The following is a 20681-nucleotide window of genomic DNA, read 5'->3' as shown; positions in this document are numbered from 1 at the left end:
CGCATGAAAAATCTGAAAAAAAGTTTTGCGTTAGGAAAAGGTTTCGACTACATTAGCGCGCCTCGACAGACACAACGTTGTCGTCGAGATACGGTGAGGTGTCCGAGTGGCTTAAGGAGCACGCCTGGAAAGTGTGTATACAAGAAATTGTATCGAGGGTTCGAATCCCTCCTTCACCGCCATATTAAGAAAACCCTGTGAATTCAGTTACTTAGAGTTCACGGGTTTTTTGTTTGTACTACTCACAGTGCTGCAAGTTCTCGCCGGTCAGCGCTTCCCCTCCCCCGATGGCTGGGGATGTGCATACATTCTCGACGCCCGCACACCCTTCTCCAAGCCCGCCAGCTTCTCAGTCTGACTACTCGCCAGCCCGTCGCACTTTCTGCACAGGACAAGATTCTGTGGGTGCTCATGAAAGATCGGCACGACTACTTCACCGGCGAAGGCGAGCTGTGGTTCGACAATCAGAACCACATCGCCAGCGCGTTTGCTTGCAGCCTTACTGTTGCAAAGGCGTTCATCAAGAAATTGCGTGAGCATGGATACCTGACCATCGAGAAGCGCCGTATTCATGGCTGCGCATATTCCAACTCGATGACGATCACTCGCGACCTTATTCTGGCGTCCATGTCGCCGCTGGAGGCCATCCCTAAGCCTGTAGCGGTCACGCCAAACCCAAGAGGCGAACGTGTGCCTGAGTACACCCCTGCTCCCTTGCCAAAAGCGGCGCAGATTGCACCGGCGCCCAGCGTTATCGCGTACGACGAACACTTCGAAGATCAGCCGGAATGGATGAGAGACGTAGCCTAAATTCGATCTCGCCATGGTCGGAAATCGTCTATCCGGGGTAGACGGAATTCGACCGGTAGTAAGACCGATATTCAATAAGACAGATGTAGAAAGACAAAAGCATTAGAGGGTCTTCACTCAGCGTCGCTCATCTTGCTGATTCAAGCTGACGCGGTAACTTTTAAATTTTTCGCCGTCGGTGTATTGCTTGCTGTAATAATTGTAAACAGCGCCTTTAACATCAATACCCACTCCACTCTGAGTATCGCGAATTACGACATCCTGCACATTACTATCCGTAATCATAAAAGAAGCCTGTTTGTTTAGCTGCTTTAAAATCTCCTGATCGGTTCCTTGAATCTGATTGTCGATGTAGAGTCTCAGAGTATCCAAATCAGTAGCAGGTGCACCGTAGCGAGTTACGTATACCCACGCCCCGCCCTTAACCTCCTGCTTAATAACAAGCTCATCAGCATCTGCAATGCCACCGACCACCGAGTCAAGAAAGTAATCAATAACTAAAAGACCTAACAGGCACCAGAACAGAATTTTGTACACATTGCGCGACTTAGTATCCTTTTGACTTTGCATATTCAATACCTTGTTCTATCCAATATTGGTCAGTTGGATCATCGCCATACGGCGCACGCCAGTACCACTTCCCCCAATCCACCTTGGTGCTCTGCGTCCCTGAACGTTTCTGAGCAAACCCCGCAGCCCTCAGCAGAATCTGATCAGGCAACTGACCAGCTCTGCCCACGGCGCCGTAGTGAAAATTGCCGAAATCTTCCCACGCATGATTCTGCTGCTTATAGTCCCATGGACCATGATTACGTACTTTGTAATAAAACCAACTCATGAATGCACCGACAGCGGGGTCCTTCTTCCACTGATCGTTCGCAAGCTTCATGTGCACATCGACACTAACGCCGGGAGGTATCGCTTCTGGCATTTCATAGTTCATGGCTTGCTCTCTTCCAAACGCGCACAGGATCAGGCGTAAATTTTATTGCTGATGGCATCCCAGCCGCCCGCAATTTGCCCTGCGCCTTGCCCAGTCTTTCGACTTTGTTTGGAGTAGATTAATTTGATGCGGCCATAATTTAACGCAATCAGCTCACTCGGAAACGCATTAGACTGATCGCCATTGCCCGTTAAAGCGAAAGAGCTAATTATAACCTCCTCAAGCACTATCTCAAGGTATTTAACTTTCGGATCGCCAGCCCTAAATATATGAACCGACACCTGCTTAAAAATGTTTTCCACTACAGCAAGCCTCATGAAGTTTGGGGGTAGCGTTATCTACAGGTTTGCGGACAAGCAAATCACTTAAGTAAGCGCGACCAGAAGTTGCACCGCCAGCGGACGTAGCTGTAGCGGACGCTGTCTGACTGGCCGAGAGGTCGAAATCCTGTAGCTCAATCCAGTTTTCGTAACCTTCGGAGAGCGTTTCTCCGGGAATACCTTCGATTTGTAGGTAGGCTTCAAATGACATACTTAATTCCTTTTAAGGTTTTCGCAAGGGTTAGCATGATACTGAGATTCCCGCGCTGACGGAACAGTGAGGTCGTTTTCCCTGTTTTCCAATTCTCATGCTGCCTGCTCGCGCTACATTCGACGGCGATTGACTGTGCTGACTGGAAATATCTTTGGGGTCGGGTCAGCTTCAACGCTGCTAAACAGAGCGCAGAGGGGGGGGGCAGTCGAGCACAGCTTAATGATAGTGCGGTGCTTCCGATCCCGATTCAGATTCAGATTGTTCAGCGTACGAACTGGCAGTCTTCAGAAATAGGCGTCTTGGCAATGTCGCCCCTGCCGGTGCAGGCCAGAGTAATGCGCCTACCCTTTTGCAACTGAGCTATAGTAGGGTCTTTTGCATCTTCAAATGAAAACTGGGGTTCCATGAATTGATTGACTCCACCTTGCAGCGTTACGTAAGGACGACCCCGGAAATCTGTTGGGACAGAGCAGAAATTAAGGGTGGCAATGCCAAGGACGTAGGCTACGGCTCTCCAGCCGGTGGCATTTAGCCTCCCAAAGAGAGTTCGATGGGCGTTTTTTTAATCGGTTACGACTTGATATCTCCAGAAAATGACTACTCGGCAATTATTTCTAATATTAAGAGATCCACAACGACAGCCACTTCCCTTGAGCCCAGATGTAGGTGATGTCACCAGACCCGATTCGGCGCCGGCACATCAAACTCTCGATTCAAGATGTTCGGAATATAAGACCGCTCAACCGTCGCTGGCTTGTAGGCGTGTGATCCAGGTTGTTCGCTGACCAGCTCCAGTTCCCGCATCAGGCCTCGCACCTTGAACCGTCCAATTTGCTCGCCGTCTTCCAGCATCATCGACACGATGATGCGGCGTGAAGATGCGACCGTGTGACCGCATCTTCACAGGCATGCACAGGCTTGAAGCACATGTTATTTTTACCGCACATAGCGTGTATCGTAAAAAACTCAACCTTCGCCGCCACCGCCGCACGAAATCAGTTCAATAAGTCCCATCTGATACCATTTATTCTGGCAACTCCACCCGTGTTCAAATGTAAACGCACTTGCAGTGCCGCTGAATGCAACGCCCAATGTGAGCGCCAAGGCGATTCCAATATTTCGCGAACGCACTTTCTTCATATTGTCTTTCATAAATGCTCCATAGTTTTAGCGGGTAATGCGAGCCTGTAAAGGCTGCATGAACGTCACAATACCCTACCGACTTTAACGCTTTATTGTCGGCACTCAAGGTACACTGCCGCGGCCCTAAAACGTGACCAGGCAAACAGCGACCCTAAGTCAGCTGCATGAGTTTTGATTTAGAGATGCACTTCTCTATGGCACATTTGAGTACTGAAACCTAATACGATCAATAGCACAAATGGGCTAATAGCCTCATGCCACAAGGTCAGGCAGCACACGCGTCCCGGTGTCAGAATATTTGTCGCCTCTCCGGTTTTTCCTAGGGTTTGTCTGAAAGTACTAGATTGCCGTCAGAAATCGCGTCCACAAGCTTTTCTGATTGTCAGATCCTGTTTCTGCCGTCCTGGCTGCACCGCTTTGCGGATCTGGAAGATGACGTACTACGGCCCCGATGGATCGTTGATTTGCAGGGTGTATGCCCAATTTCGTAGCGCCTTGGTCTGGCTCACTTTGCACTTCGATCGTGTCCCGAGAAGTGGTGTAACTGAACCAACCGAAAGCGCCTCGAGGGCGAAAGAGGATGGTCATCGTGGTTCTTGGCTACTGTTGAGTTTGCGAAGACCAAACACTCACCAGAGAAACCACGATGACCAAGCCCACTATCGCATTGACCGAGTTGGTTGAGAAAGGGGCAGATGCTGATCTGCTCAAGCAAATGATCCAGTTCGTCGCCCAGCGGATGATGGATTTCGATGTTGAAAGCCTTTGCGGCGCTGGCTTCGATGTCAAAAGCCCTGACCGTACCAACAGTCGCAACGGTTACCGCGACCGCCTGTGGCAAACCCGTGCCGGGGACGTTGATTTGAAGATCCCCAAGCTGCGCCAAGGCAGCTACTTCCCTGGCTTTCTGGAGCCACGCAGAACCGCTGAGAAGGCGATGGCGGCAGTCATTCAGGAAGCCTATATCCAAGGCGTTTCCACGCGTTCGGTCGACGAGCTGGTCAAAGCCATGGGCATGACTGGCATCTCGAAAAGCCAAGTATCCAGACTCGCGGGTGAGATTGATGAACGCGTCAATGCGTTCCTGGATCGACCACTTGAAGGCGACTGGCCGTACCTCTGGATCGACGCCACCTACGTTAAAGTGCGGGAGGCAGGCCGCATCGTTTCGGTCGCGGTAATAATCGCCGTGGCCGTCAGCACCAATGGAGGACGGGAAATTCTGGGCATGCGGGTTGGCCCCTCCGAGGCGGAGCCGTTCTGGACGGACTTCCTTCGTAGCTTGATGCGTCGTGGCTTACGCGGCGTAAAGCTGGTGATCTCTGACGCCCACGAAGGTCTCAAGGCGGCGGTCGCCAAGGTCTTCCACGCGACTTGGCAGCGCTGCCGCGTGCATTTCATGCGTAACGCGATGGCTCACGTCGGCGAGGGGCAGCGCAGCATGGTGGCGGCGTTGCTGCGCACGGTCTTTGCTCAGGATAGCCGTCAGGAATGCCATCAGCAGTGGCGCCTGGTGGCCGACCAGTTGCGTGAGAAATACCCCAAAATTGCGGTGCTCATGGACGGTTGCGAAGATGAAGTGCTGGCACACATGGCTTTCCCGAAAGCCCATCGCCAGCAGTTGCACAGCACGAATCCGCTGGAACGCCTGAACGCAGAGATCAAGCGACGTACCGATGTCGTGGGCATCTTCCCTAATGATCCAGCGATCACCCGGCTGGTCGGAGCGATGCTGTTGGAGCAGAACGACGAGTGGTGCCTACAACGACGTTATATGCAGTTGGAGGCCTTCGAGGCGGTCAGCGATAATCCGCAGGCCAAGCTGTCGGCCGTGATCAACTAAACGGCAAACTCAATGGCCAGAGCCGTGATGAGTTACATCACTTGCTGGGACACGATCCAATACGTGTGCTCTCGCCATGAGCGCAAAAAGGTCGAAATGTTGTTCGCTCATCTCAAACGAATCCTGAAACTGGAACGATTAAGGCTACGAGGAATGACCGGTGCGAACGACGAATTCACCTTGGCGGCTGCGGTACAGAATCTAAGACGACTGGCGAAACTGACCTCTCAAGGGCCACCGACTACGGGATAGGTGCGCCCGGAGCCAGCAAAAACCCTCAAATTAACCTATTAACCAAGCTGCAACGGTCAACGCAGAACTGGAAAGCCACGCAACGTGGTGACCAGGTTCTGAAACGAAGGCCAACGTCGCCTTCTTCCAGCCTGAAATTCCGACTTTTTCAACAGAATCGGTCGATAGCAGCCGCTACATTGGTAACTTCTGCGAAAGCTGCGAAGCCCGGACGTCTGAGACACTGGCTGACGTTCACTCACCTGCGCGTCCGATATCCTCCCGGGTAGGCATTGTCCAATCCGAAGCTCTTCGTTCATGAACCGAGTCAATATGATCAGACCCACAGGCGAACGCCAACAGGTAAGAAGCAAATGCGGTTACCGCCAGTGCCAATCTTCCCAGCGGAGCCGCATCCCTAGAAAAACTACCCGGTTCAATGGCAATCCGGCCTCCTCGAAGGTAAGCGAAGACCGCTTGCATGAACCACGCCTGCACTGCAGCACCGCCCAGAAGTGGCTCCAGTCGCCAGAAAAACGCAACACTGCACTGCCCAATGACGCGATAGCCATCAATGCCGGTATCAGGTACCGATGGCGCTTTAGAATTCCGGTGTTGCTGGTTTCTCTCTCCATCGACCTTTTCCCGCTCCAATCAAAATTGAAATGCTCCAATCATGGAACCTGCGATGTTTCTGATAACATCCGCCCACATTCAATTAGCAACACCAGCATCGACACACGGAGAGTGAAAATGAAACGCCTGCACTGGCTCCTCGCTGGAAGCTGCGCCGCGCTTCTAGCAGCTTGCAGCAATCCAGTTCCCTTTGGAACACCTGAAGATTTGGCCCGTATGAAGCAAGATCTCAACTTGGCGTATTTGCCGTCGACCGTGCTCCCTCTGAAATGGGCCTATTTTGACTATGGCGTTCAACAAGAAGGGGTGGACACAGTTGATACTCTCGCGCTGGTCCAACCCGGCTTACTCACACTGGTCGGGTATGAGAACGGCCACTACGTCCGGCAAGCTGAAATTACCAGCGCGTCAACCGACTGCATGTACATTTTCAAGGGTGATGTCAGCGCACAGCCGGTGTGGTTGTTGCCGCTGACCGAAAACTGACCCAGTAGAGGCTGTTCTGCCGACTGAAAACTGACCCAGGTGTTCAACTGCTTCTGCTCACTTTTTGAGCAGGAGAACACAGGGTGATCAGCATGGAAATGTTGGGAAAAATCCGGCGGATGTACTTCCGCGACAAGCTCTCGCTGCATCAGATAGCCAAGCGTACCGGGCTGTCGAGAAACACCATCCGAAAATGGGTCAGAGCGCCCGAAGCCAATCAACCAGCGTACCAACGGTGCGCATCCTTCAATAAGCTCAACCCTTTTCACGAGACCTTAGAGCAGGCGCTCAAGGCTGATTCGTTCCGGCCAAAACACAACCGTAGGAGCGCCAAGGCACTTTTTGAGCAGATCAAGGCCGAGGGTTATGACGGCGGTTACAGCCAGCTCACGGCGTTTGTCCGCTCTTGGCGGTGCGAGCAAGGCAAGTCTGTACGCGCTTTTGTACCGCTGACTTTTGCCCTCGGTGAGGCCTTTCAGTTTGACTGGAGCGAAGAAGGCCTGCTGATCGGTGGCCTGTTTCGACGTATCCAGGTCTCCCATATGAAGCTGTGCGCAAGTCGCGCGTTCTGGTTGGTTGCGTACCCCAGTCAAGGCCACGAGATGCTGTTTGATGCCCATACACGTTCGTTTGGAGCGTTGGGTGGCGTGCCACGTCGCGGCATCTACGACAACATGAAAACGGCTGTCGACAAGGTTAACAAAGGCAAAGGCCGCACGGTCAATGCCCGGTTTTCCGTGATGTGCGCGCACTATCTGTTCGATCCGGACTTCTGCAACGTGGCCTCTGGCTGGGAGAAAGGCATCGTCGAAAAGAACGTGCAAGACAGCCGGAGGCGAATCTGGCTCGATGCTCAAAATTGCATGTTCCATACCTTCGAGGAGCTGAACGTCTGGCTCGGCCAACGCTGTCGTACGCTCTGGGCTGAACTTGTACATCCGCAGTACAACGGTTTGACGGTGGCAGAAGTCCTGGAGCTGGAGCAGGCTGAAATGATGCCGATGCCGACGGCCTTTGATGGCTACGTGGAACGCACCGTCCGTGTCTCTAGCACCTGCCTGATCAGCGTGGCGCGCAATCGTTATTCGGTGCCTTGCGAGCGTGTGGGTCAATGGGTCAGCAGCCGTTTGTACCCTTCGCGAATCGTGGTCATTGCCGACGAAACGGTGATCGCCAGTCACGAGCGCCTCTTTGATCGAGATCAGATCGGTTTTGACTGGCAGCACTACATCCCACTCATCGAACGCAAGCCTGGTGCACTGCGCAATGGCGCTCCATTTGCTGATCTGCCAAAACCGTTACAGCTTCTTAAACGCGGACTGAGGCGTCACACCAACGGTGATCGAATCATGATGCAGGTACTGGCTGCTGTGCCCATCGCCGGTCTCGAACCAGTGCTGGTGGCGGTGGAGCTGGTACTTGAATCGGGAAGTCTGAGCGCCGATCACATCCTCAATGTCGTTGCCCGCCTGACCTCCACCGCACCACCTCCCTGTGTAGAAACCAGCCTGCAACTCAAAGTGGCGCCGGTTGCCAATACAGCACGCTACGACCGGCTCCGTACGACCGATGAGGAGAATCGCAATGCGTGACCTAATGACTGAACTCAAAGAACTGCGCCTGCACGGCATGGCCAGTGCTTGGGAAGAACTGGTCTCTCAAGGAACAGCGTCGACGGCTTCATCGAAATGGCTGCTGGAACATCTGCTTCAGCAGGAACATGCGGATCGCGCGGTGCGCTCGGTGAATCATCAGATGAACATGGCAAAACTCCCCATGCACCGTGACTTAGCTGGCTTTGACTTCAGCGCTTCCAGCGCTGATGCCCGGCTGGTCAGCGATCTATCCAGCTTGGCGTTCACTGAAACCGCGCAGAATGTCGTGTTCATCGGCGGCCCTGGCACCGGGAAAACACACCTGGCCAGTGCCTTGGCTGTATCCGGAATCACGGCCTACAACAAACGCGTGCGCTTCTTTTCCACGGTGGATCTGGTGAATCTGCTGGAGCGTGAGAAGTACGATGGCAAGGCAGGGCGAATCGCCCAGGCACTGCTGCGCACAGACCTGGTGATACTGGATGAACTCGGATATTTGCCCTTCAGCCAAAGCGGTGGCGCCCTGTTATTTCACCTGCTGTCCAAACTGTACGAACACACCAGCGTGGTCATCACCACCAACCTGAGCTTCTCGGAATGGTCGAGTGTGTTTGGCGACGCCAAGATGACCACCGCGTTGCTGGATCGGCTGACACACCACTGCCACATCGTCGAAACGGGCAACGAGTCCTACCGCCTACAACACAGCACATTGGCTGCCCAGACAAAGATCAAAACACGCGAACGAAAGCGAAAGGACGGAAATGATATCGAGGACGATGAGCCATTTTGATCCGCACCATAAATGCCCTGCTGCATGCGGTGGGGCTTGATGCGTCTTCAATCGGAACACTGCTGCTAAGCTTATCCACAATTGCTGGGGCAAAAATCAGCAATCCGTCCTGGGTCAATTTTCAATCGGCAGGGTGGGTCAGTTTTCAATCAGCGCCAACACCGGGAAATCTTTTTTAGCTATTTTATCGAGGTTGAACGGTAACGAGAGGTCATCGGAGAAACCAGACAGAAAAACCATTTCCCCCAGTCTAGGAGGTGAGAGGCTGGCGGGGAGAAAGCTGAAGACCTCGGATTGTGTTTCCTTGGGAGCGAGGACCGCAATGTCGAGCTGCACGTTTTCAGAAAACGCTTCGACACAGATCTCCAAGGAGCAAAATTTCACGAGGTACTCCAGCACGGGGCGCCCAGAAAATTTGATAAAAATTTTGGCATTGGGATCGGTGTAGTCCTTCACCTGTATCGGCATTCGTCCTGTCACAACATGTGCCGCGGTAATGACTTCACCAGGGAGTATCAGTTTTTTTGTGTTCGGGCTGGTTAGGGCCTGCCGTCAGGCAGGCCCTTGTTTTACCAGCTCGGTCTGGTAAATCGGTCTCCGTACAGGATCGCAAATTGATTCATTGCCACTTTCCAGTCGTGTGCCGCATGACCCCAGTTGGCGGTGATGTTGCGCAACCCAAGCCATATCAGTTTCGTCGCGGCCTCATCGGTCGGGAAGTGCCCTCGAGTCTTGATGATCTTGCGTAACTGGGCATTGATGCTCTCGATGGCATTGGTCGTGTAAACCACTTTGCGGATGCCCGCCGGGAAAACAAAAAACGGTATAACCCGATCCCAGGCGCGACGCCATGCAGCAACCACAGTCGGATACTGCTTGCCCCAGGGGCCCGCTTCAAAGGCGTTAAGCTCTTGCTCAGCCACATCTGCATTGATCGCCTGGTAGATCGGCTTGAGTGCTTTGGCCAGTGCCCGACGTTTATCCCAAGCGGCATAGTCCAAGCTGTTGCGGATCAGATGCACGATGCAGGTTTGCAGCGTCGTGGCAGGAAAAACCGCCCCCAACGCCTCCGGTATTCCTTTGAGGCCATCCGTGACGGCGATCAGAACATCTTCAACGCCACGAGTCTTGAGGTCGTTGAACACCTTCATCCAAAACTTGGCACCCTCGGTGCTCTCGATCCATATACCCAGAATGTCGCGCGTGCCATCAGGTAATACCCCCAGCGCCAGATAAATAGCCTTGTTGCACACTAACCCCTCGTCCCGGATTTTGACCCGTAACGCATCGAAGAAGATCACCGGATACATCGGTTCCAAGGGTCGTTGCTGCCAAGTGCCCACCTCTTCCATGACCGCATCGGTGACTGAGCTGATGAAGTCATGGGACACGTTAGTTCCATACTGCTCAGATAGAAAAGCGCGGATCTCACGCACCGTCATGCCCCGGGCGTACATGGCAATTATCTTGTCGTCGAAGCCTGTAAAACGTCGTTCGTGCTTGGGAATCAGGATCGGGGCGAAGCTACCATCGCGGTCTCTGGGGATATCCAGGCGAAGCGGCCCGTCGTCGGTCAGAACCGTCTTGCTGCTTTTGCCATTACGCTGATTGGTCGACTCCTCAGGGCGCTCCGCGCCCTGAGGGTAACCAAGGTGGTGACCCAGCTCGGCGCCTAGCGCACGCTCGATCAGAGCCTTCTTGAACGCCATGGACGCGTCTTGAATGGCTTCGGCGCTCATCGGGCCTTTAACAAACTGCTCGATCAGCTCTTGGGGAATCGAGGGCAACTCCCTCGCTGTTGCATTGGCGGACTTCTTTTTGGTCGGCATACATGCACCTCTAGCTACATGTTATGCCCGAACACAAAATTTCTGACAGTCTCCTTCACCATCAGGGGTGAACGCAAAACAGGTGCCCTGACTGATCGTCTCGCCATCCAAGACAATTGTGACGTAGCCGCAACTTCGCTTCATGGCTTCATATATCTGATTGTACATTCAACTCTATTCCTAGTTTCTGTGCAGACTGACAGTGCTAGAGCCGGCATATACCCGCTCTGTTCAAAATCTCGACCGTAACAGGCGCTGATCAGGCCTAAGTCGCTACTCCACATTCGAGTGCGGCTGACTGCGCGGATGCCTCATAACCATGTGAACCGCCCCGGGTTTCTCGGAGACCCTTTTGTTTGAGTCATGCCACCTGGGCAGACTCGGTGAGTTGCTGATAATAGATTGCTTCTGCTTCGACCGGTGGAATATGACCGATTGGCTCCAGCAGGCGGCGGTGATTGAACCAGTCCACCCATTTCAGGGTTTCCAGCTCCACCGCCCCCCGTGTGGGCCAAGAGCGTCGATGAATCACTTCAGCCTTGTAAAGACCATTGATGGTCTCAGCCAAAGCATTGTCGTAAGAGTCACCGACACTCCCGACCGATGGCTCAATACCGGCTTCGACAAGACGCTCGGTATAGCGAATGGACACGTACTGCACGCCACGGTCACTGTGGTGAATGAGTCCACCCTGCTTGACTGGGCGACGGGCGTAAAGGGCTTGCTCCAGTGCATCGAGTACAAAATCGGTACGCGCTGAACTGGACACCTTCCAACCGACGATGAATCGGGCAAAGACATCAATGATGAAGGCCACGTAAACAAAACCCTGCCAGGTACTGACGTAGGTAAAGTCCGATACCCATAGGGCGTTCGGGCACTCAGCCACAAACTGACGGTTGACATGATCCTGCGGGCACGGCCTGGCTTGGTCGCTGACCGTCGTCTTGACGGGCTTGCCGCGTACCACGCCTTGCAGGCCCAGCTCTCCCATCAGACGTTGCACCGTACAGCGGGCGACTTGCAGTCCGTCACGCAGCAATTGTCGCCAGACCTTGCGCACGCCATATACCTGGAAGTGCTCATCCCAGACTCGCTGGATGTGCTCACCCAGTTCCTGGTCACGCTGCGCACGCGCTGACTGCTGGCTGGGGTCAGCCTGCTGAGCAGCGTACCGGTAGTACGTCGACGGGGCGATTGGCAACACCTTGCAAATCGGCTCGACCCCGTAAGACTGGCGGTTTTCATCAATAAACGTCTTCATCGTTTGAATGGGCGGTCGAGCTCCGCCTGGGCAAAATAGGCTGAGGCCTTACGCAAGATCTCGTTAGCTTGACGCAACTGACGGTTCTCACGCTCCAAGAGCTTGACTCGCTCACGTTCGACTGTGCTCAGCCCATCACGCTGGCCGCTGTTGCGCTCAGATTGGCGAACCCACAGCCGTAATGTCTCGGGCGTGCAGCCGATCTTGGGGGCAATGGCACTGATGGTGGCCCACTGCGACTCGTACTCAGGAAGGTGTTCGAAAACCATCCTGATGGCCCGCTCACGGACCTCTGGGGAATACTTCGGTAGTTTTTTCATCGCTCCATCCTCTCAAAGGTTGGAGTCTCCGAGAAACCCGGGGCGGTTCACATGTGTTGGTCCAACGTAACCGCTCATAGATGAGCTCCATTCAGACGGCCTTACGTCCTGGTAACCGTAAAAGTGAGTCGCCCCGGCTTCTGTAGATCTCGATGACCGCTCCTGGCCAATGGCGGTCGGGCGCCACCGGCAGATTCAGGCCCAAGCGGAGACGCCTGCGACTCGACGCAATCCAGTCGACATTGCAAAGGCGATGTAGAACATATCAATCCTCGCCCACCAGCCTCCGGCGAAGAACGCCGCACAGGGCTTTTCTAAATCCATGCGGGTGAGCTTTTGGAACGTCTTCCAGCATAGTTCACTAGATGGCAACGCCTGCGCGGCTGTATGAACTGAGTTAAACGGTGGGACATGACTTGCTAGCACCGTGATCGCGGCTCTCATCATTTTTGAGGATCCATCTGCAAATGCGGCTCCTGCCATTGGGCGCCGGTGGTTATGCATCATATTGTGCATTCAAACCGGGAGCACCGCGGCTTTCGTTACGTGAGGGAATCACTTCAAGCCCGACTCAAGGTTCGTTTCCCTGGAAAGCATCAAGTCATTGTCTTGGTGATGGGCTCGCGAGGGTAGACGCTCCGGTATCGCACCAAGCCATTGACGATTACTTGAGCCCCCTCTTTCACCGCCACATCGATAAAACGCAAACCCCCTGAATTCTGAAAGGAATTCAGGGGCTTCCTGAATGCAATCAAACAACCACAATCAAAATCCGCCCCCAGCCCCTACGCCAACCGCCTCATGGACAAATCCATCAACCCCATCAGATCCCTCTGCTCTCTCAGCGAAAGCACCAGCCGCGCGATGGATCGGCTGCTCTCTACCTCGGACAAGGACAGCCCCTTTACATACAGCTGGATATCGCCTGACTCGGGGTGGAGAAGCTTCACTGAAAAGGTTTCATCCAGCGCGACGACGCACTCGCACTTTGACGGCAGAAAGGCCGTTTCAAGAACGCGTTGAATATCGGTTTTTGAAAACATGGTGCGTCCTCTGCAAAGGGCTGAATCGTGATGTAAAGAGTAGACGAGTTTCAGGTGAATAGGTTTCCGACCTGCGCAACGGATGCACGCGGCGCGGGGGCTTTTTTGTGGCGACTGCCCGGGATTGTTTTTCCTGATCAAGGTAACTGCCTGCAACGCATCACGCTGTCTGGTCTAAAGTACCCTCTTCTGAACTCCCCGAGCGTCGACCGACATGAATGAACGCGCACGTGAACTGGCGTCTCGTCTGATTCGCAATTTCAACGAGGCTCCCCTCGCATATGAAGTTCGTGAACCTCTCTATGAAAGCTCGGCAGCCCGTCTGGGCACAGGCACGGCGGCACAAAAGCTCGGGGCCTCGATTGATATCGTCGCGCCGGGCAAGCGCTCGTGCCCTTATCACTTTCATCATGCGCAGGAAGAGATGTTCGTGATCATCGAGGGCGAAGGCAGTTTGCGTGTCGCAGGCGAGATGCTGCCGATCCGGACGGGTGACATCGTGTTTATCCCGGCTGGTTCCGAATACCCTCATCAGATAATCAACACCTCGCAGACGCCGCTGAAGTACCTGTCGATCAGCACCCGGGAAACGCCGGAGGTCTGTGAATACCCCGACTCGGGGAAGTACCAGGCGATGGTTTCAGTGCAGGGAACCCGGGTGTTTACCGCCAACCAGCGGACCACTGAAAACCTCGATTACTGGGAAGGCGAGCCCTGATTTCAATTGTTCATAAATTGTATCCGGCAGTTCACGCTTTTTTCACGTTCGCGGGTTTATTGTTAACTCAATTCCCAGCAAGACCTTAAGCCCGCTCCCCCCCATCGCGGGCTTTTCTTTGTCTGCGATTTGAGCACATGGTACCCCACATGCGCCCAGAGACATCAGGAACACGACTGCTTTCACAGGCGTCGGGCAGATAGGGAACATCATGCAGAAAATGGTTTCCAAGCCCTACTTCCCGGAAGAAAAACCTCCCACATGAAATACACCCTGAAAAAACTGGTCCTCACCGTTGCGTTTCTGACGGCGGCTCCTGCCTTCGCTGCATGCCAGATGGCACCCGTCTCCTATGACATGCCTTCACAACGCCTGGATGAGGCGCTGCAACAACTGGCGCATAGATCCGGCTGCCCGGTTACCGTCGACCTGGGCGCTGACAGCAGCAGAAAGGTCAAGAAATTCAAGGGTACGTTCACGCCGGATCAGGCACTTTGGCTGGTGTTGAAGAAAACCGGGCTGGAGGGCTATGTCGAAAACGACGGGCTCACCGTTGATCGTCGAGGCCAGGATTTCGTAAACCAGCGAGCAACCGAGCTACGCACGGCTATCGATGAGGCTGGCGCACGGATGGAGGCGAGAAAGAAGAAGCGCTTCCTTCATCAACTGGACACCATCGAGTCCGGCGCGAAGAAAGTGGTCCTTGAACAGAGCTTCGTCAGTGCCGCAGAGATGGCGAGTTACAAGCGTGACTTCGACGAACTGTCGAGCCAGATCCCGGCCAGCAAGTGAACCTCCGATAATTGCGCTAACATTCGTCGCTTTTGACCAGACGGCCGCACGCGCTGTGGGATATCGATGAGAAAAACTGCCTTATTCATAGTGGCGCTGGCACTGCAACCGCTGGCTTACGGCGCAGGTGATGCAGAAGCCGGAAAAGCAGTCTTTACCCGCCTCTGCTCCGGCTGTCACAAGATCGGCCCTTCTGCACGCAATGCATTTGGTCCGCCCCTCAACGGCATCATTGGTCGTCAGGCAGGGCAACAGGAAGGCTACATCTATACCGACGCAATGAAAAACTCGGGGCTGGTCTGGACGCGTGAAGAGTTGCGCACGTATCTCAAGGACCCAGGCGAAGTCGTGCCTGGCACGCGGATGAAACTGTGGTGGATGGGCAACGATGAGCGAATGGAAGACCTGCTCGAATACCTGGACGCAAACAAATAATACGGACAGGTAGATAAACCGCCCTCGGTGTTTACCGAGGGCGGTCGCTCAGTTACTTGTCCGGGGTGTACGGCGGGTAATCATCCTTGCTGCCCTTGTCACTGGCTGGAGTCTTGGCGGGCTCGGTCGGATCGATTTGCGGGTCCTGGGTTTTCGGTGACTCTTCGTCAAAACCCGGATCATTCTTGTCTTCGTTGCTGCTGCCTGGCTTGGTGCCGGTCATATGCGCCTCCACTGGTTAAATTCAGAACCTGATAGTCAGAAAGCGGATCAACATAGCCGTGCGATATGTCTGACGAACGGGGTCTTGCAGCAAGAGGATATGGCGGCGTTCAGAGGCAAATGATAGCCTTGCGCCATGCAAGGAGAGAACCATGAAAAGGCTTTCAATCACGCTGGCAGTGTTAGCGCTACTGGGTGCAGGCACGGCGTACGGCGAGATCTTCAAATGCACATCACCGCAGGGACAGGTGAGCTATGCGTCGATCCCCTGTGACAACGCTGCACAGAGCGCGCTGCAGCGCCAGGGCCCGCCGAACATGCGGCGCGAGGGTGAGCCTATCGATTATGTTCACCAGACCAATCTCAAGGCCACTGAATACCTGAAGATCAGTGGCCGCACCCACGTGACGGTCTACGAGACGGAACGCTACAAGGCGTATCAACGAAACCGCCCGCCACCGCCGAACATCCCTTCGCAGTGCCAGAGCCCACGTTACGACAGCCAGTGCTTTGATCCGTCGGGTGGCATGTCTTCAAAAAAACAAGCGGCTCGCCAGGACGCCGCTCGATAAGCTATCGCGCGGTTTTCACATCGGCACGCACTTCGCTGATCTGTATCTCCGGGATCAGGTCGGTGTAGTTGGTGATGTCGGCATTGATCTGCTTTGAATGCGGCCCCATGCCGGCTTCAAAGTCTTCTATGGCATCGCAATAGATGTGGCACATGCCGATATACCGAGGCTCCGAGCCCGGCGTTGCTCCGCCTATGCCTCTGTCGACGCTGTAGCCCTTGCAGTAACTGCCCATCAGCTCTTGCACCAGCGGCAAGTGTTTGTCGCGATAGTAATCGTGGTCGAAACGGGCACCCTCTTCATACGCATACAGCACACTGACTTTAATCATCTCGATAGGCTCCTGAGTGAAGGATCAATACATTCGTCTGAGCACTCTAGCGATTATTGCGGCCGGGTGCTGACATCAATGACGTGCTCCCTCACAATCACGCCGTCTTGCCCCCTGCCCTGAAAAGCAGCCGGGCTATCGAACCATTTTGAGGAACCCCGCATGAATACGCTTGAGTGGAACGAGGCCGCGCTGGCGAAATACCTCGCGACCCATCCGACCCTGAAGGACGAAATCAGCGCGTTGAGCCCGAAAGAGCAAAAGCAGCAATTACAGTGGGCTTTTGAAGACGAGGCCGAGAGCCAGGGCATCGAGTCCTGGGAACTGGCGCTGGAACTGATTGCCGAGTCGCCCGAACAGTTGCAGAGCATGCGCCTTGAAGCACACCGCCAGGTAGCCGAAGCGCTGGGAATGGACTGGGAAGAATATTGCGGCTTCAACGATATCCAGCCATGACCCGAGCCGCCGTTGAGGGTAAATCGGCCATTGATTGGCGATCTACCGAGTGACTCATCAGTCAGCGCTTTACCTGTTCCTTATGGGTGAGTAACGTCTGCTCACTTCAATAAAGGAATCACGTCATGAGTGATCTGGTCTCGTACCATCTGGACGACGGTGTCGCCACGCTGACCCTGAACAACGGCAAGGTCAATGCCATTTCTCCGGACGTAATCATCGCGTTCAATGCTGCGCTGGATCAGGCCGAACAGGACCGGGCAATCGTGATCGTCACTGGACAGCCCGGGATTCTCTCGGGCGGCTACGACCTCAAGGTGATGACCTCGAGCGCCGAAGCGGCGATCAATCTGGTTGCTCAGGGTTCCACCCTGGCGCGCAGAATGCTGTCGCACCCCTTCCCGATCATCGTCGCCTGCCCCGGCCACGCCGTTGCCAAGGGTGCCTTTTTGCTGCTGTCCGCCGATTATCGTATCGGTGTCGCAGGGCCGTTCAGTATCGGATTGAACGAAGTACAGATCGGCATGCCCATGCACCACGCCGGCATCGAACTGGCGCGTGACCGGTTGCGTAAATCAGCCTTCAATCGCTCGGTTATCAATGCCGAAATGTTCGACCCTGAAGGAGCGATGGCCGCCGGCTTCCTGGACAAGGTGGTCAGCGTCGATGAACTGCAAAACACCGCATTGTCGGTCGCTGCACAGTTGAAGAAGATCAACATGAGCGCGCACAAGAAGACCAAACTCAAGGTTAGAAAAGCCTTGCTCGATACACTGGATGCAGCTATCGAGCAGGATCGGCAACACATGCTGTGATACCCAATCGAAGCCCGCCCGCGCGGGCTTTTGTTTACCGGCGAACTCATACGCATTTGATCAATCTGATCAGCTACCGCGCATGTTTTTTGCGCCACTGACATATTGAAGAAGCGATAGCGCCATGGGTCGAGTTGTTGCAGCAGCGGTATACAGCAAAGGCAAAAAAGTCCGCGATATAACCCTTGATGAGGGCGCCGCCTGGGCCGCCAAACCCGATCATTTCGTCTGGATCGGCCTGGAGCAGCCCAGTAATGAGGAACTGACCAGCCTCAAAGAACAGTTCAACCTGCATGAACTGGCCCTTGAAGATGCCATGGAGGTTCACAGCCGTCCAAAGCTGGAAACCTTTGGCGATGCGCTGTTTATCGTGACCTACGCGCCGGTACGCGAAAACGGCAAGCTGCTGTTCATCGAAACCCATATCTTCGCGGGCAAGGGCTATGTCATCACCTCGCGCAACGGCCATTCCAAGTCCTACGGGCTGGTGCGTCAGCGCTGCGAGGCCAGACCACTGCTGCTGGAGCACGGCGAAGACTTCGTGCTCTACGCCCTCCTGGACTTCGTCACCGAGAACTATCAACCGGTGACCGAAGCCATCCATGCCGAACTTGAACTGTTGGAGCAAAGTGTCATCGGCGGCTCGTTGCGCGAATCCGACATCCAGCACATTCATGCACTGCGCCGTGATCTTTTGCGCATGCGCCGTTATGTAGCGCCGATGGTGGAAGTGGGTGAAGAACTGCAGAGACTCAATTTCCCGTTCATCGACAAGAACATGCGCCCCTACTTTCGCGACGTGGAAATTCATGTCAAACGGCAAATGGAAGACCTGGGCAACCTGTGTGACATCGCCAGCCAGACAATCGAAATCGGCCTGTTGCTGGAGTCCTCGAGGCAAAGCATCGTGCAGCGCAAGTTTGCTGGCTGGGCAGCGATTCTGGCCTTTCCAACCGCAATTGCCGGCATCTACGGCATGAACTTCGAGAACATGCCGGAGCTCAAGTGGGAATACGGCTACTTCATCGTGCTGGGCGTCATTCTGGGCGGGTGTACGGCGCTGTTTGCCAGCTTCAAGCGCTCTGGCTGGCTATAGCACCGCCACTGCATTCCCGTTCAAACAGCCATGCGCCGGATCAGACAGACTGTTTTTCCGGCTTGTGCGCCACAAAGCGCATCATCCATTCTGCCACCGTCGCCCCATGATGGTCGTGATCCAGGCTGGCAACACCCTGTTGGTAAACCTGTTCGCCCAGCGCTTCCTGACGAAGATCAAGCAAGGTCCGGGAAAACTCGTGAATGAACTCGGGATGGCCCTGGAAACACAGCACCTGATCATTGATATGGTAGGCCGCAAATGGACAGAACTCGCTGGATGCAAGCACCGTTGCGTTCTCGGGCAGCGCGGTCACCTGATCCTGATGGCTGATCAGCAACGTGAGCTTGTCCATTGCTGGCGTCATCCACGGTCTGGCGGGTGCCAATTGATAGTGATGAATACCGACACCCCAACCCTGCACGGCACGCTCGGTCCTGCCGCCCAGGAGCAAGGCCAGCAACTGGTGACCAAAGCAGATACCCAGCAGTTTTTCGCCGCGCTGATACAGCTCCAGCAGATAAACCTTCAAGGTCTGAATCCAGGGATCGGTGCCAAACGAGTCTGCCTTGCTGCCGGTCACCAGATAAGCATCGAACTGCTCGTCTGCAGGTGGATAGTCCCCTTGCACCACGTTGTAAACCGTCAGCTCTGCAGCGATTGGCTGGCGAGCGAAGAGCAATTCGAACATCCGCCCGTACCCCTGATATTGCTCGACCAGTTCCGGTCGCAGGTTGTCGGTTTCCAGAATACAGATGCGTAAAGACATAAAAGAGGCCCTGAAACAATGATGAGGCAATAGCGCACGGGCAGAGCCTGCCTTGAAGGCATCGGCAAATCAAGCAGCACCCCGCGCCTTGTCGGAGGTTTAATGCGCGTAGGAAAAGTCTGACCCGGACGAACGGTGCAAAGCTGACCGATGTGAATGAAGCGTCTAGCAAAGGCCTGAGCCTCTGGCGAACAGTTGATTGATAACGTTAAGTTGGATAAGTAGACGTTTAAATTCCCAACCGTTCTAAGGCGTGGGGCACCTCGGCTCTATTGTTAAATCTGTAACAGGAGGCGCGCAAAATCCTTTCAGCGCTCGGGCCAGCGGTCAAATGACCGGGTCCACCTGTTCAATGCGCACCCATGCCAGCGGTCGACTCTCCGCGTTGCGGAATAGACCTGCTTCTGTCGCTCAGGAATAACAACAAAAGGCGGTCAGCCATGTTCAAGTTCAAACACTCCAAAGTACGTCAGGCGGGATTAATCCTCTTTACCACTGCGCTGTTATTGATCGTGCCTAACCTGAACAGGTTGTTCGGCTGATCTGACACGCTTTCGGTCAGTGTGTAACTGTGCCACTCTTTCCACTCGACTGAAGGAGACGCGCCTATGCGCCAATGGATTGCGGTTTTTGCACTTGTCAGCAGCTTCGCAGCCCACGCGGGCATGGTAGATCAGGCTGCAGCGGTGGCTGCGCTCAAGGAAGGCAAACTGGCGATGGATGTACGCAGCCAGACCGACTATGACGCGGGCACGGTATTGAATGCGGTACGGGTCGATGACCGGCGGCTGGTCAATCAGATGAAACAGGTGCTCAACGACCGCAATGCGGTGTTCGTCATTTTCAGCAGCACTGACAGCAAAGCCGACAAGGCTCAGGAAAAACTCAGGGCAGCGGGCTATTTCAGCGTCATCAATGGCGGTAATTACGAAGAGCTGCACAACGCGCTCTACAGCACCACCGACGACCCTGCCGAATAAGCAATGGCCGGAGTTTGAATTCCGG

Annotated in this window: 23 protein-coding genes, 1 tRNA gene, 3 pseudogenes and 1 other annotated feature; of the genes and pseudogenes, 15 read left to right on the top strand and 12 right to left on the bottom strand. The window is 54.5% G+C overall.

Features of this window, described 5'->3' with window-relative positions:
• Positions 1-92: 92 nt before the first annotated feature.
• Together AC4ANE_RS10485 and AC4ANE_RS10480 are read left to right on the top strand one after the other, a co-directional pair.
• Positions 93-182, top strand: a tRNA-Ser gene (locus AC4ANE_RS10485).
• 229 nt (positions 183-411) lie between these two features.
• Complete coding sequence (locus tag AC4ANE_RS10480; protein ID WP_031596108.1) at positions 412-810, top strand: hypothetical protein; 399 nt, start codon at positions 412-414, stop codon at positions 808-810.
• A 117-nt stretch (positions 811-927) separates the two neighbouring features.
• Here AC4ANE_RS10480 and AC4ANE_RS10475 read toward each other — a convergent pair whose 3' ends face one another.
• The 5 genes and pseudogenes from AC4ANE_RS10475 to AC4ANE_RS10455 form a co-directional block, all read right to left on the bottom strand.
• Positions 928-1380 (bottom strand): hypothetical protein, encoded by a 453-nt coding sequence (locus AC4ANE_RS10475; RefSeq protein ID WP_031596106.1) that lies wholly within the window; start codon positions 1378-1380, stop codon positions 928-930.
• Positions 1358-1753 carry a polymorphic toxin type 44 domain-containing protein gene (locus tag AC4ANE_RS10470; RefSeq protein WP_004659794.1) on the bottom strand — a complete coding sequence of 132 codons (396 nt, stop codon included), beginning with the start codon at positions 1751-1753 and terminating at the stop codon, positions 1358-1360. The genes AC4ANE_RS10475 and AC4ANE_RS10470 overlap by 23 nt, the downstream gene beginning before the upstream one ends.
• A 29-nt stretch (positions 1754-1782) precedes the next feature.
• A pseudogene (locus AC4ANE_RS10465) lies at positions 1783-2284 on the bottom strand (Hcp family type VI secretion system effector).
• A 644-nt stretch (positions 2285-2928) separates the two neighbouring features.
• Positions 2929-3151, bottom strand: a pseudogene (locus AC4ANE_RS10460) (IS3 family transposase); the annotation flags it as partial.
• A 102-nt stretch (positions 3152-3253) separates the two neighbouring features.
• Entirely contained in the window at positions 3254-3439 is a 186-nt protein-coding gene (locus AC4ANE_RS10455) for a hypothetical protein (RefSeq protein WP_031596102.1), read from the bottom strand.
• Between the two features lie 637 nt (positions 3440-4076).
• Between AC4ANE_RS10455 and AC4ANE_RS10450 the strand changes: the two genes are divergently transcribed.
• From AC4ANE_RS10450 to istB, 5 genes and pseudogenes are all read left to right on the top strand, one after another.
• Entirely contained in the window at positions 4077-5273 is a 1197-nt protein-coding gene (locus AC4ANE_RS10450; RefSeq protein WP_002552874.1) for an IS256 family transposase, read from the top strand.
• A gap of 51 nt (positions 5274-5324) precedes the next feature.
• A pseudogene (locus tag AC4ANE_RS10445) lies at positions 5325-5525 on the top strand (transposase); the annotation flags it as partial.
• A gap of 312 nt (positions 5526-5837) precedes the next feature.
• Positions 5838-6626 (top strand): hypothetical protein, encoded by a 789-nt coding sequence (locus AC4ANE_RS10440; RefSeq protein ID WP_460408880.1) that lies wholly within the window; start codon positions 5838-5840, stop codon positions 6624-6626.
• Between the two features lie 92 nt (positions 6627-6718).
• A complete protein-coding gene (gene istA, locus AC4ANE_RS10435; RefSeq protein WP_122302115.1) occupies positions 6719-8218 on the top strand; it encodes an IS21-like element ISPsy20 family transposase in 1500 nt (499 codons plus the stop codon).
• Positions 8211-9014 (top strand): IS21-like element ISPsy20 family helper ATPase IstB, encoded by an 804-nt coding sequence (gene istB, locus AC4ANE_RS10430; protein ID WP_031598096.1) that lies wholly within the window; start codon positions 8211-8213, stop codon positions 9012-9014. The genes istA and istB overlap by 8 nt, the downstream gene beginning before the upstream one ends.
• A gap of 138 nt (positions 9015-9152) precedes the next feature.
• Here the strand turns inward: istB and AC4ANE_RS10425 are convergent, their stop codons facing one another.
• The 4 genes from AC4ANE_RS10425 to AC4ANE_RS10410 all read right to left on the bottom strand — a co-directional run bounded on the left by AC4ANE_RS10425 (position 9153) and on the right by AC4ANE_RS10410 (position 13470).
• On the bottom strand, positions 9153-9482 hold the full coding sequence (locus AC4ANE_RS10425; protein WP_460411044.1) for a hypothetical protein: 330 nt from the start codon (positions 9480-9482) through the stop codon (positions 9153-9155).
• A 101-nt stretch (positions 9483-9583) separates the two neighbouring features.
• Positions 9584-10843, bottom strand: a complete 1260-nt coding sequence (locus tag AC4ANE_RS10420) for an IS256-like element ISPsy17 family transposase (RefSeq protein WP_054082596.1) — start codon at positions 10841-10843, stop codon at positions 9584-9586.
• A 361-nt stretch (positions 10844-11204) separates the two neighbouring features.
• Positions 11205-12427 (bottom strand): IS3-like element IS51 family transposase gene (locus AC4ANE_RS10415; RefSeq protein WP_095178853.1). Its coding sequence is split into 2 segments (ribosomal slippage): positions 11205-12142 and positions 12142-12427, totalling 1224 coding nucleotides; the frame shifts between segments, so codons are not numbered across the junction.
• Positions 12033-12149, bottom strand: a sequence feature (AL1L pseudoknot). (Overlaps the previous gene by 117 nt.)
• 785 nt (positions 12428-13212) lie before the next feature.
• Positions 13213-13470 carry a DUF1652 domain-containing protein gene (locus AC4ANE_RS10410; protein ID WP_010197125.1) on the bottom strand — a complete coding sequence of 86 codons (258 nt, stop codon included), beginning with the start codon at positions 13468-13470 and terminating at the stop codon, positions 13213-13215.
• A 214-nt stretch (positions 13471-13684) separates the two neighbouring features.
• On the opposite strand from AC4ANE_RS10410, the gene AC4ANE_RS10405 reads away from it, so the two are divergent.
• The 3 genes from AC4ANE_RS10405 (at position 13685) to AC4ANE_RS10395 (ending at position 15415) form a co-directional block, all read left to right on the top strand.
• The gene (locus AC4ANE_RS10405; RefSeq protein ID WP_002552872.1) at positions 13685-14188 is read left to right on the top strand and encodes a cupin domain-containing protein; all 504 of its coding nucleotides are present in this window, start codon (positions 13685-13687) and stop codon (positions 14186-14188) included.
• A gap of 261 nt (positions 14189-14449) precedes the next feature.
• Positions 14450-14980 carry a hypothetical protein gene (locus tag AC4ANE_RS10400; RefSeq protein WP_002552871.1) on the top strand — a complete coding sequence of 177 codons (531 nt, stop codon included), beginning with the start codon at positions 14450-14452 and terminating at the stop codon, positions 14978-14980.
• Between the two features lie 66 nt (positions 14981-15046).
• Positions 15047-15415, top strand: a complete 369-nt coding sequence (locus tag AC4ANE_RS10395; RefSeq protein ID WP_002552870.1) for a c-type cytochrome — start codon at positions 15047-15049, stop codon at positions 15413-15415.
• 52 nt (positions 15416-15467) lie between these two features.
• Here AC4ANE_RS10395 and AC4ANE_RS10390 read toward each other — a convergent pair whose 3' ends face one another.
• A complete protein-coding gene (locus AC4ANE_RS10390; RefSeq protein ID WP_002552869.1) occupies positions 15468-15638 on the bottom strand; it encodes a DUF6021 family protein in 171 nt (56 codons plus the stop codon).
• Between the two features lie 151 nt (positions 15639-15789).
• Here AC4ANE_RS10390 and AC4ANE_RS10385 point away from each other — a divergent pair, with 151 nt between their 5' ends.
• On the top strand, positions 15790-16209 hold the full coding sequence (locus AC4ANE_RS10385; protein WP_002552868.1) for a DUF4124 domain-containing protein: 420 nt from the start codon (positions 15790-15792) through the stop codon (positions 16207-16209).
• A gap of 1 nt (position 16210) precedes the next feature.
• Here the strand turns inward: AC4ANE_RS10385 and AC4ANE_RS10380 are convergent, their stop codons facing one another.
• Complete coding sequence (locus tag AC4ANE_RS10380; RefSeq protein ID WP_031596028.1) at positions 16211-16540, bottom strand: EthD family reductase; 330 nt, start codon at positions 16538-16540, stop codon at positions 16211-16213.
• A 162-nt stretch (positions 16541-16702) separates the two neighbouring features.
• Between AC4ANE_RS10380 and AC4ANE_RS10375 the strand changes: the two genes are divergently transcribed.
• From AC4ANE_RS10375 to AC4ANE_RS10365, 3 genes are all read left to right on the top strand, one after another.
• Positions 16703-16996: a DUF6388 family protein gene (locus AC4ANE_RS10375; protein WP_002552865.1), complete on the top strand. Its 294-nt coding sequence runs from the start codon at positions 16703-16705 to the stop codon at positions 16994-16996.
• A 125-nt stretch (positions 16997-17121) separates the two neighbouring features.
• Positions 17122-17811 carry a crotonase/enoyl-CoA hydratase family protein gene (locus AC4ANE_RS10370; RefSeq protein ID WP_002552864.1) on the top strand — a complete coding sequence of 230 codons (690 nt, stop codon included), beginning with the start codon at positions 17122-17124 and terminating at the stop codon, positions 17809-17811.
• A 124-nt stretch (positions 17812-17935) separates the two neighbouring features.
• Positions 17936-18907 (top strand): magnesium and cobalt transport protein CorA, encoded by a 972-nt coding sequence (locus AC4ANE_RS10365; protein WP_002552863.1) that lies wholly within the window; start codon positions 17936-17938, stop codon positions 18905-18907.
• A gap of 40 nt (positions 18908-18947) precedes the next feature.
• Here the strand turns inward: AC4ANE_RS10365 and AC4ANE_RS10360 are convergent, their stop codons facing one another.
• Positions 18948-19676, bottom strand: a complete 729-nt coding sequence (locus AC4ANE_RS10360) for an amidotransferase (protein WP_002552862.1) — start codon at positions 19674-19676, stop codon at positions 18948-18950.
• Between the two features lie 608 nt (positions 19677-20284).
• Here AC4ANE_RS10360 and AC4ANE_RS10355 point away from each other — a divergent pair.
• A complete protein-coding gene (locus AC4ANE_RS10355) occupies positions 20285-20656 on the top strand; it encodes a rhodanese-like domain-containing protein (protein WP_002552861.1) in 372 nt (123 codons plus the stop codon).
• Positions 20657-20681: the final 25 nt, after the last annotated feature.

The sequence above is a fragment of the Pseudomonas sp. Pme6b genome (genome assembly GCF_058129925.1).
The sequence above is the reverse complement of the archived record's forward strand: the minus strand, read 5'-3'. Positions and strand labels throughout refer to the sequence as shown.

Bases quoted from the DNA above. Each gene is read 5' to 3' on its own strand.
- AC4ANE_RS10450 (WP_002552874.1), top strand. From the start codon at position 4,077: ATGACCAAGCCCACTATCGCATTGACCGAGTTGGTTGAGAAAGGGGCA.
- AC4ANE_RS10440 (WP_460408880.1), top strand. From the start codon at position 5,838: ATGATCAGACCCACAGGCGAACGCCAACAGGTAAGAAGCAAATGCGGT.
- AC4ANE_RS10375 (WP_002552865.1), top strand. From the start codon at position 16,703: ATGAATACGCTTGAGTGGAACGAGGCCGCGCTGGCGAAATACCTCGCG.
- AC4ANE_RS10360 (WP_002552862.1), bottom strand. From the start codon at position 19,676: ATGTCTTTACGCATCTGTATTCTGGAAACCGACAACCTGCGACCGGAA.
- AC4ANE_RS10455 (WP_031596102.1), bottom strand. From the start codon at position 3,439: ATGAAAGACAATATGAAGAAAGTGCGTTCGCGAAATATTGGAATCGCC.
- istA (WP_122302115.1), top strand. From the start codon at position 6,719: ATGGAAATGTTGGGAAAAATCCGGCGGATGTACTTCCGCGACAAGCTC.
- AC4ANE_RS10355 (WP_002552861.1), top strand. From the start codon at position 20,285: ATGCGCCAATGGATTGCGGTTTTTGCACTTGTCAGCAGCTTCGCAGCC.
- AC4ANE_RS10400 (WP_002552871.1), top strand. From the start codon at position 14,450: ATGAAATACACCCTGAAAAAACTGGTCCTCACCGTTGCGTTTCTGACG.
- AC4ANE_RS10410 (WP_010197125.1), bottom strand. From the start codon at position 13,470: ATGTTTTCAAAAACCGATATTCAACGCGTTCTTGAAACGGCCTTTCTG.
- AC4ANE_RS10475 (WP_031596106.1), bottom strand. From the start codon at position 1,380: ATGCAAAGTCAAAAGGATACTAAGTCGCGCAATGTGTACAAAATTCTG.
- AC4ANE_RS10470 (WP_004659794.1), bottom strand. From the start codon at position 1,753: ATGAACTATGAAATGCCAGAAGCGATACCTCCCGGCGTTAGTGTCGAT.
- AC4ANE_RS10370 (WP_002552864.1), top strand. From the start codon at position 17,122: ATGAGTGATCTGGTCTCGTACCATCTGGACGACGGTGTCGCCACGCTG.
- AC4ANE_RS10425 (WP_460411044.1), bottom strand. From the start codon at position 9,482: ATGCCGATACAGGTGAAGGACTACACCGATCCCAATGCCAAAATTTTT.
- AC4ANE_RS10385 (WP_002552868.1), top strand. From the start codon at position 15,790: ATGAAAAGGCTTTCAATCACGCTGGCAGTGTTAGCGCTACTGGGTGCA.
- AC4ANE_RS10480 (WP_031596108.1), top strand. From the start codon at position 412: ATGAAAGATCGGCACGACTACTTCACCGGCGAAGGCGAGCTGTGGTTC.
- AC4ANE_RS10420 (WP_054082596.1), bottom strand. From the start codon at position 10,843: ATGCCGACCAAAAAGAAGTCCGCCAATGCAACAGCGAGGGAGTTGCCC.
- AC4ANE_RS10395 (WP_002552870.1), top strand. From the start codon at position 15,047: ATGAGAAAAACTGCCTTATTCATAGTGGCGCTGGCACTGCAACCGCTG.
- AC4ANE_RS10380 (WP_031596028.1), bottom strand. From the start codon at position 16,540: ATGATTAAAGTCAGTGTGCTGTATGCGTATGAAGAGGGTGCCCGTTTC.
- AC4ANE_RS10405 (WP_002552872.1), top strand. From the start codon at position 13,685: ATGAATGAACGCGCACGTGAACTGGCGTCTCGTCTGATTCGCAATTTC.
- istB (WP_031598096.1), top strand. From the start codon at position 8,211: ATGCGTGACCTAATGACTGAACTCAAAGAACTGCGCCTGCACGGCATG.
- AC4ANE_RS10390 (WP_002552869.1), bottom strand. From the start codon at position 15,638: ATGACCGGCACCAAGCCAGGCAGCAGCAACGAAGACAAGAATGATCCG.
- AC4ANE_RS10365 (WP_002552863.1), top strand. From the start codon at position 17,936: ATGGGTCGAGTTGTTGCAGCAGCGGTATACAGCAAAGGCAAAAAAGTC.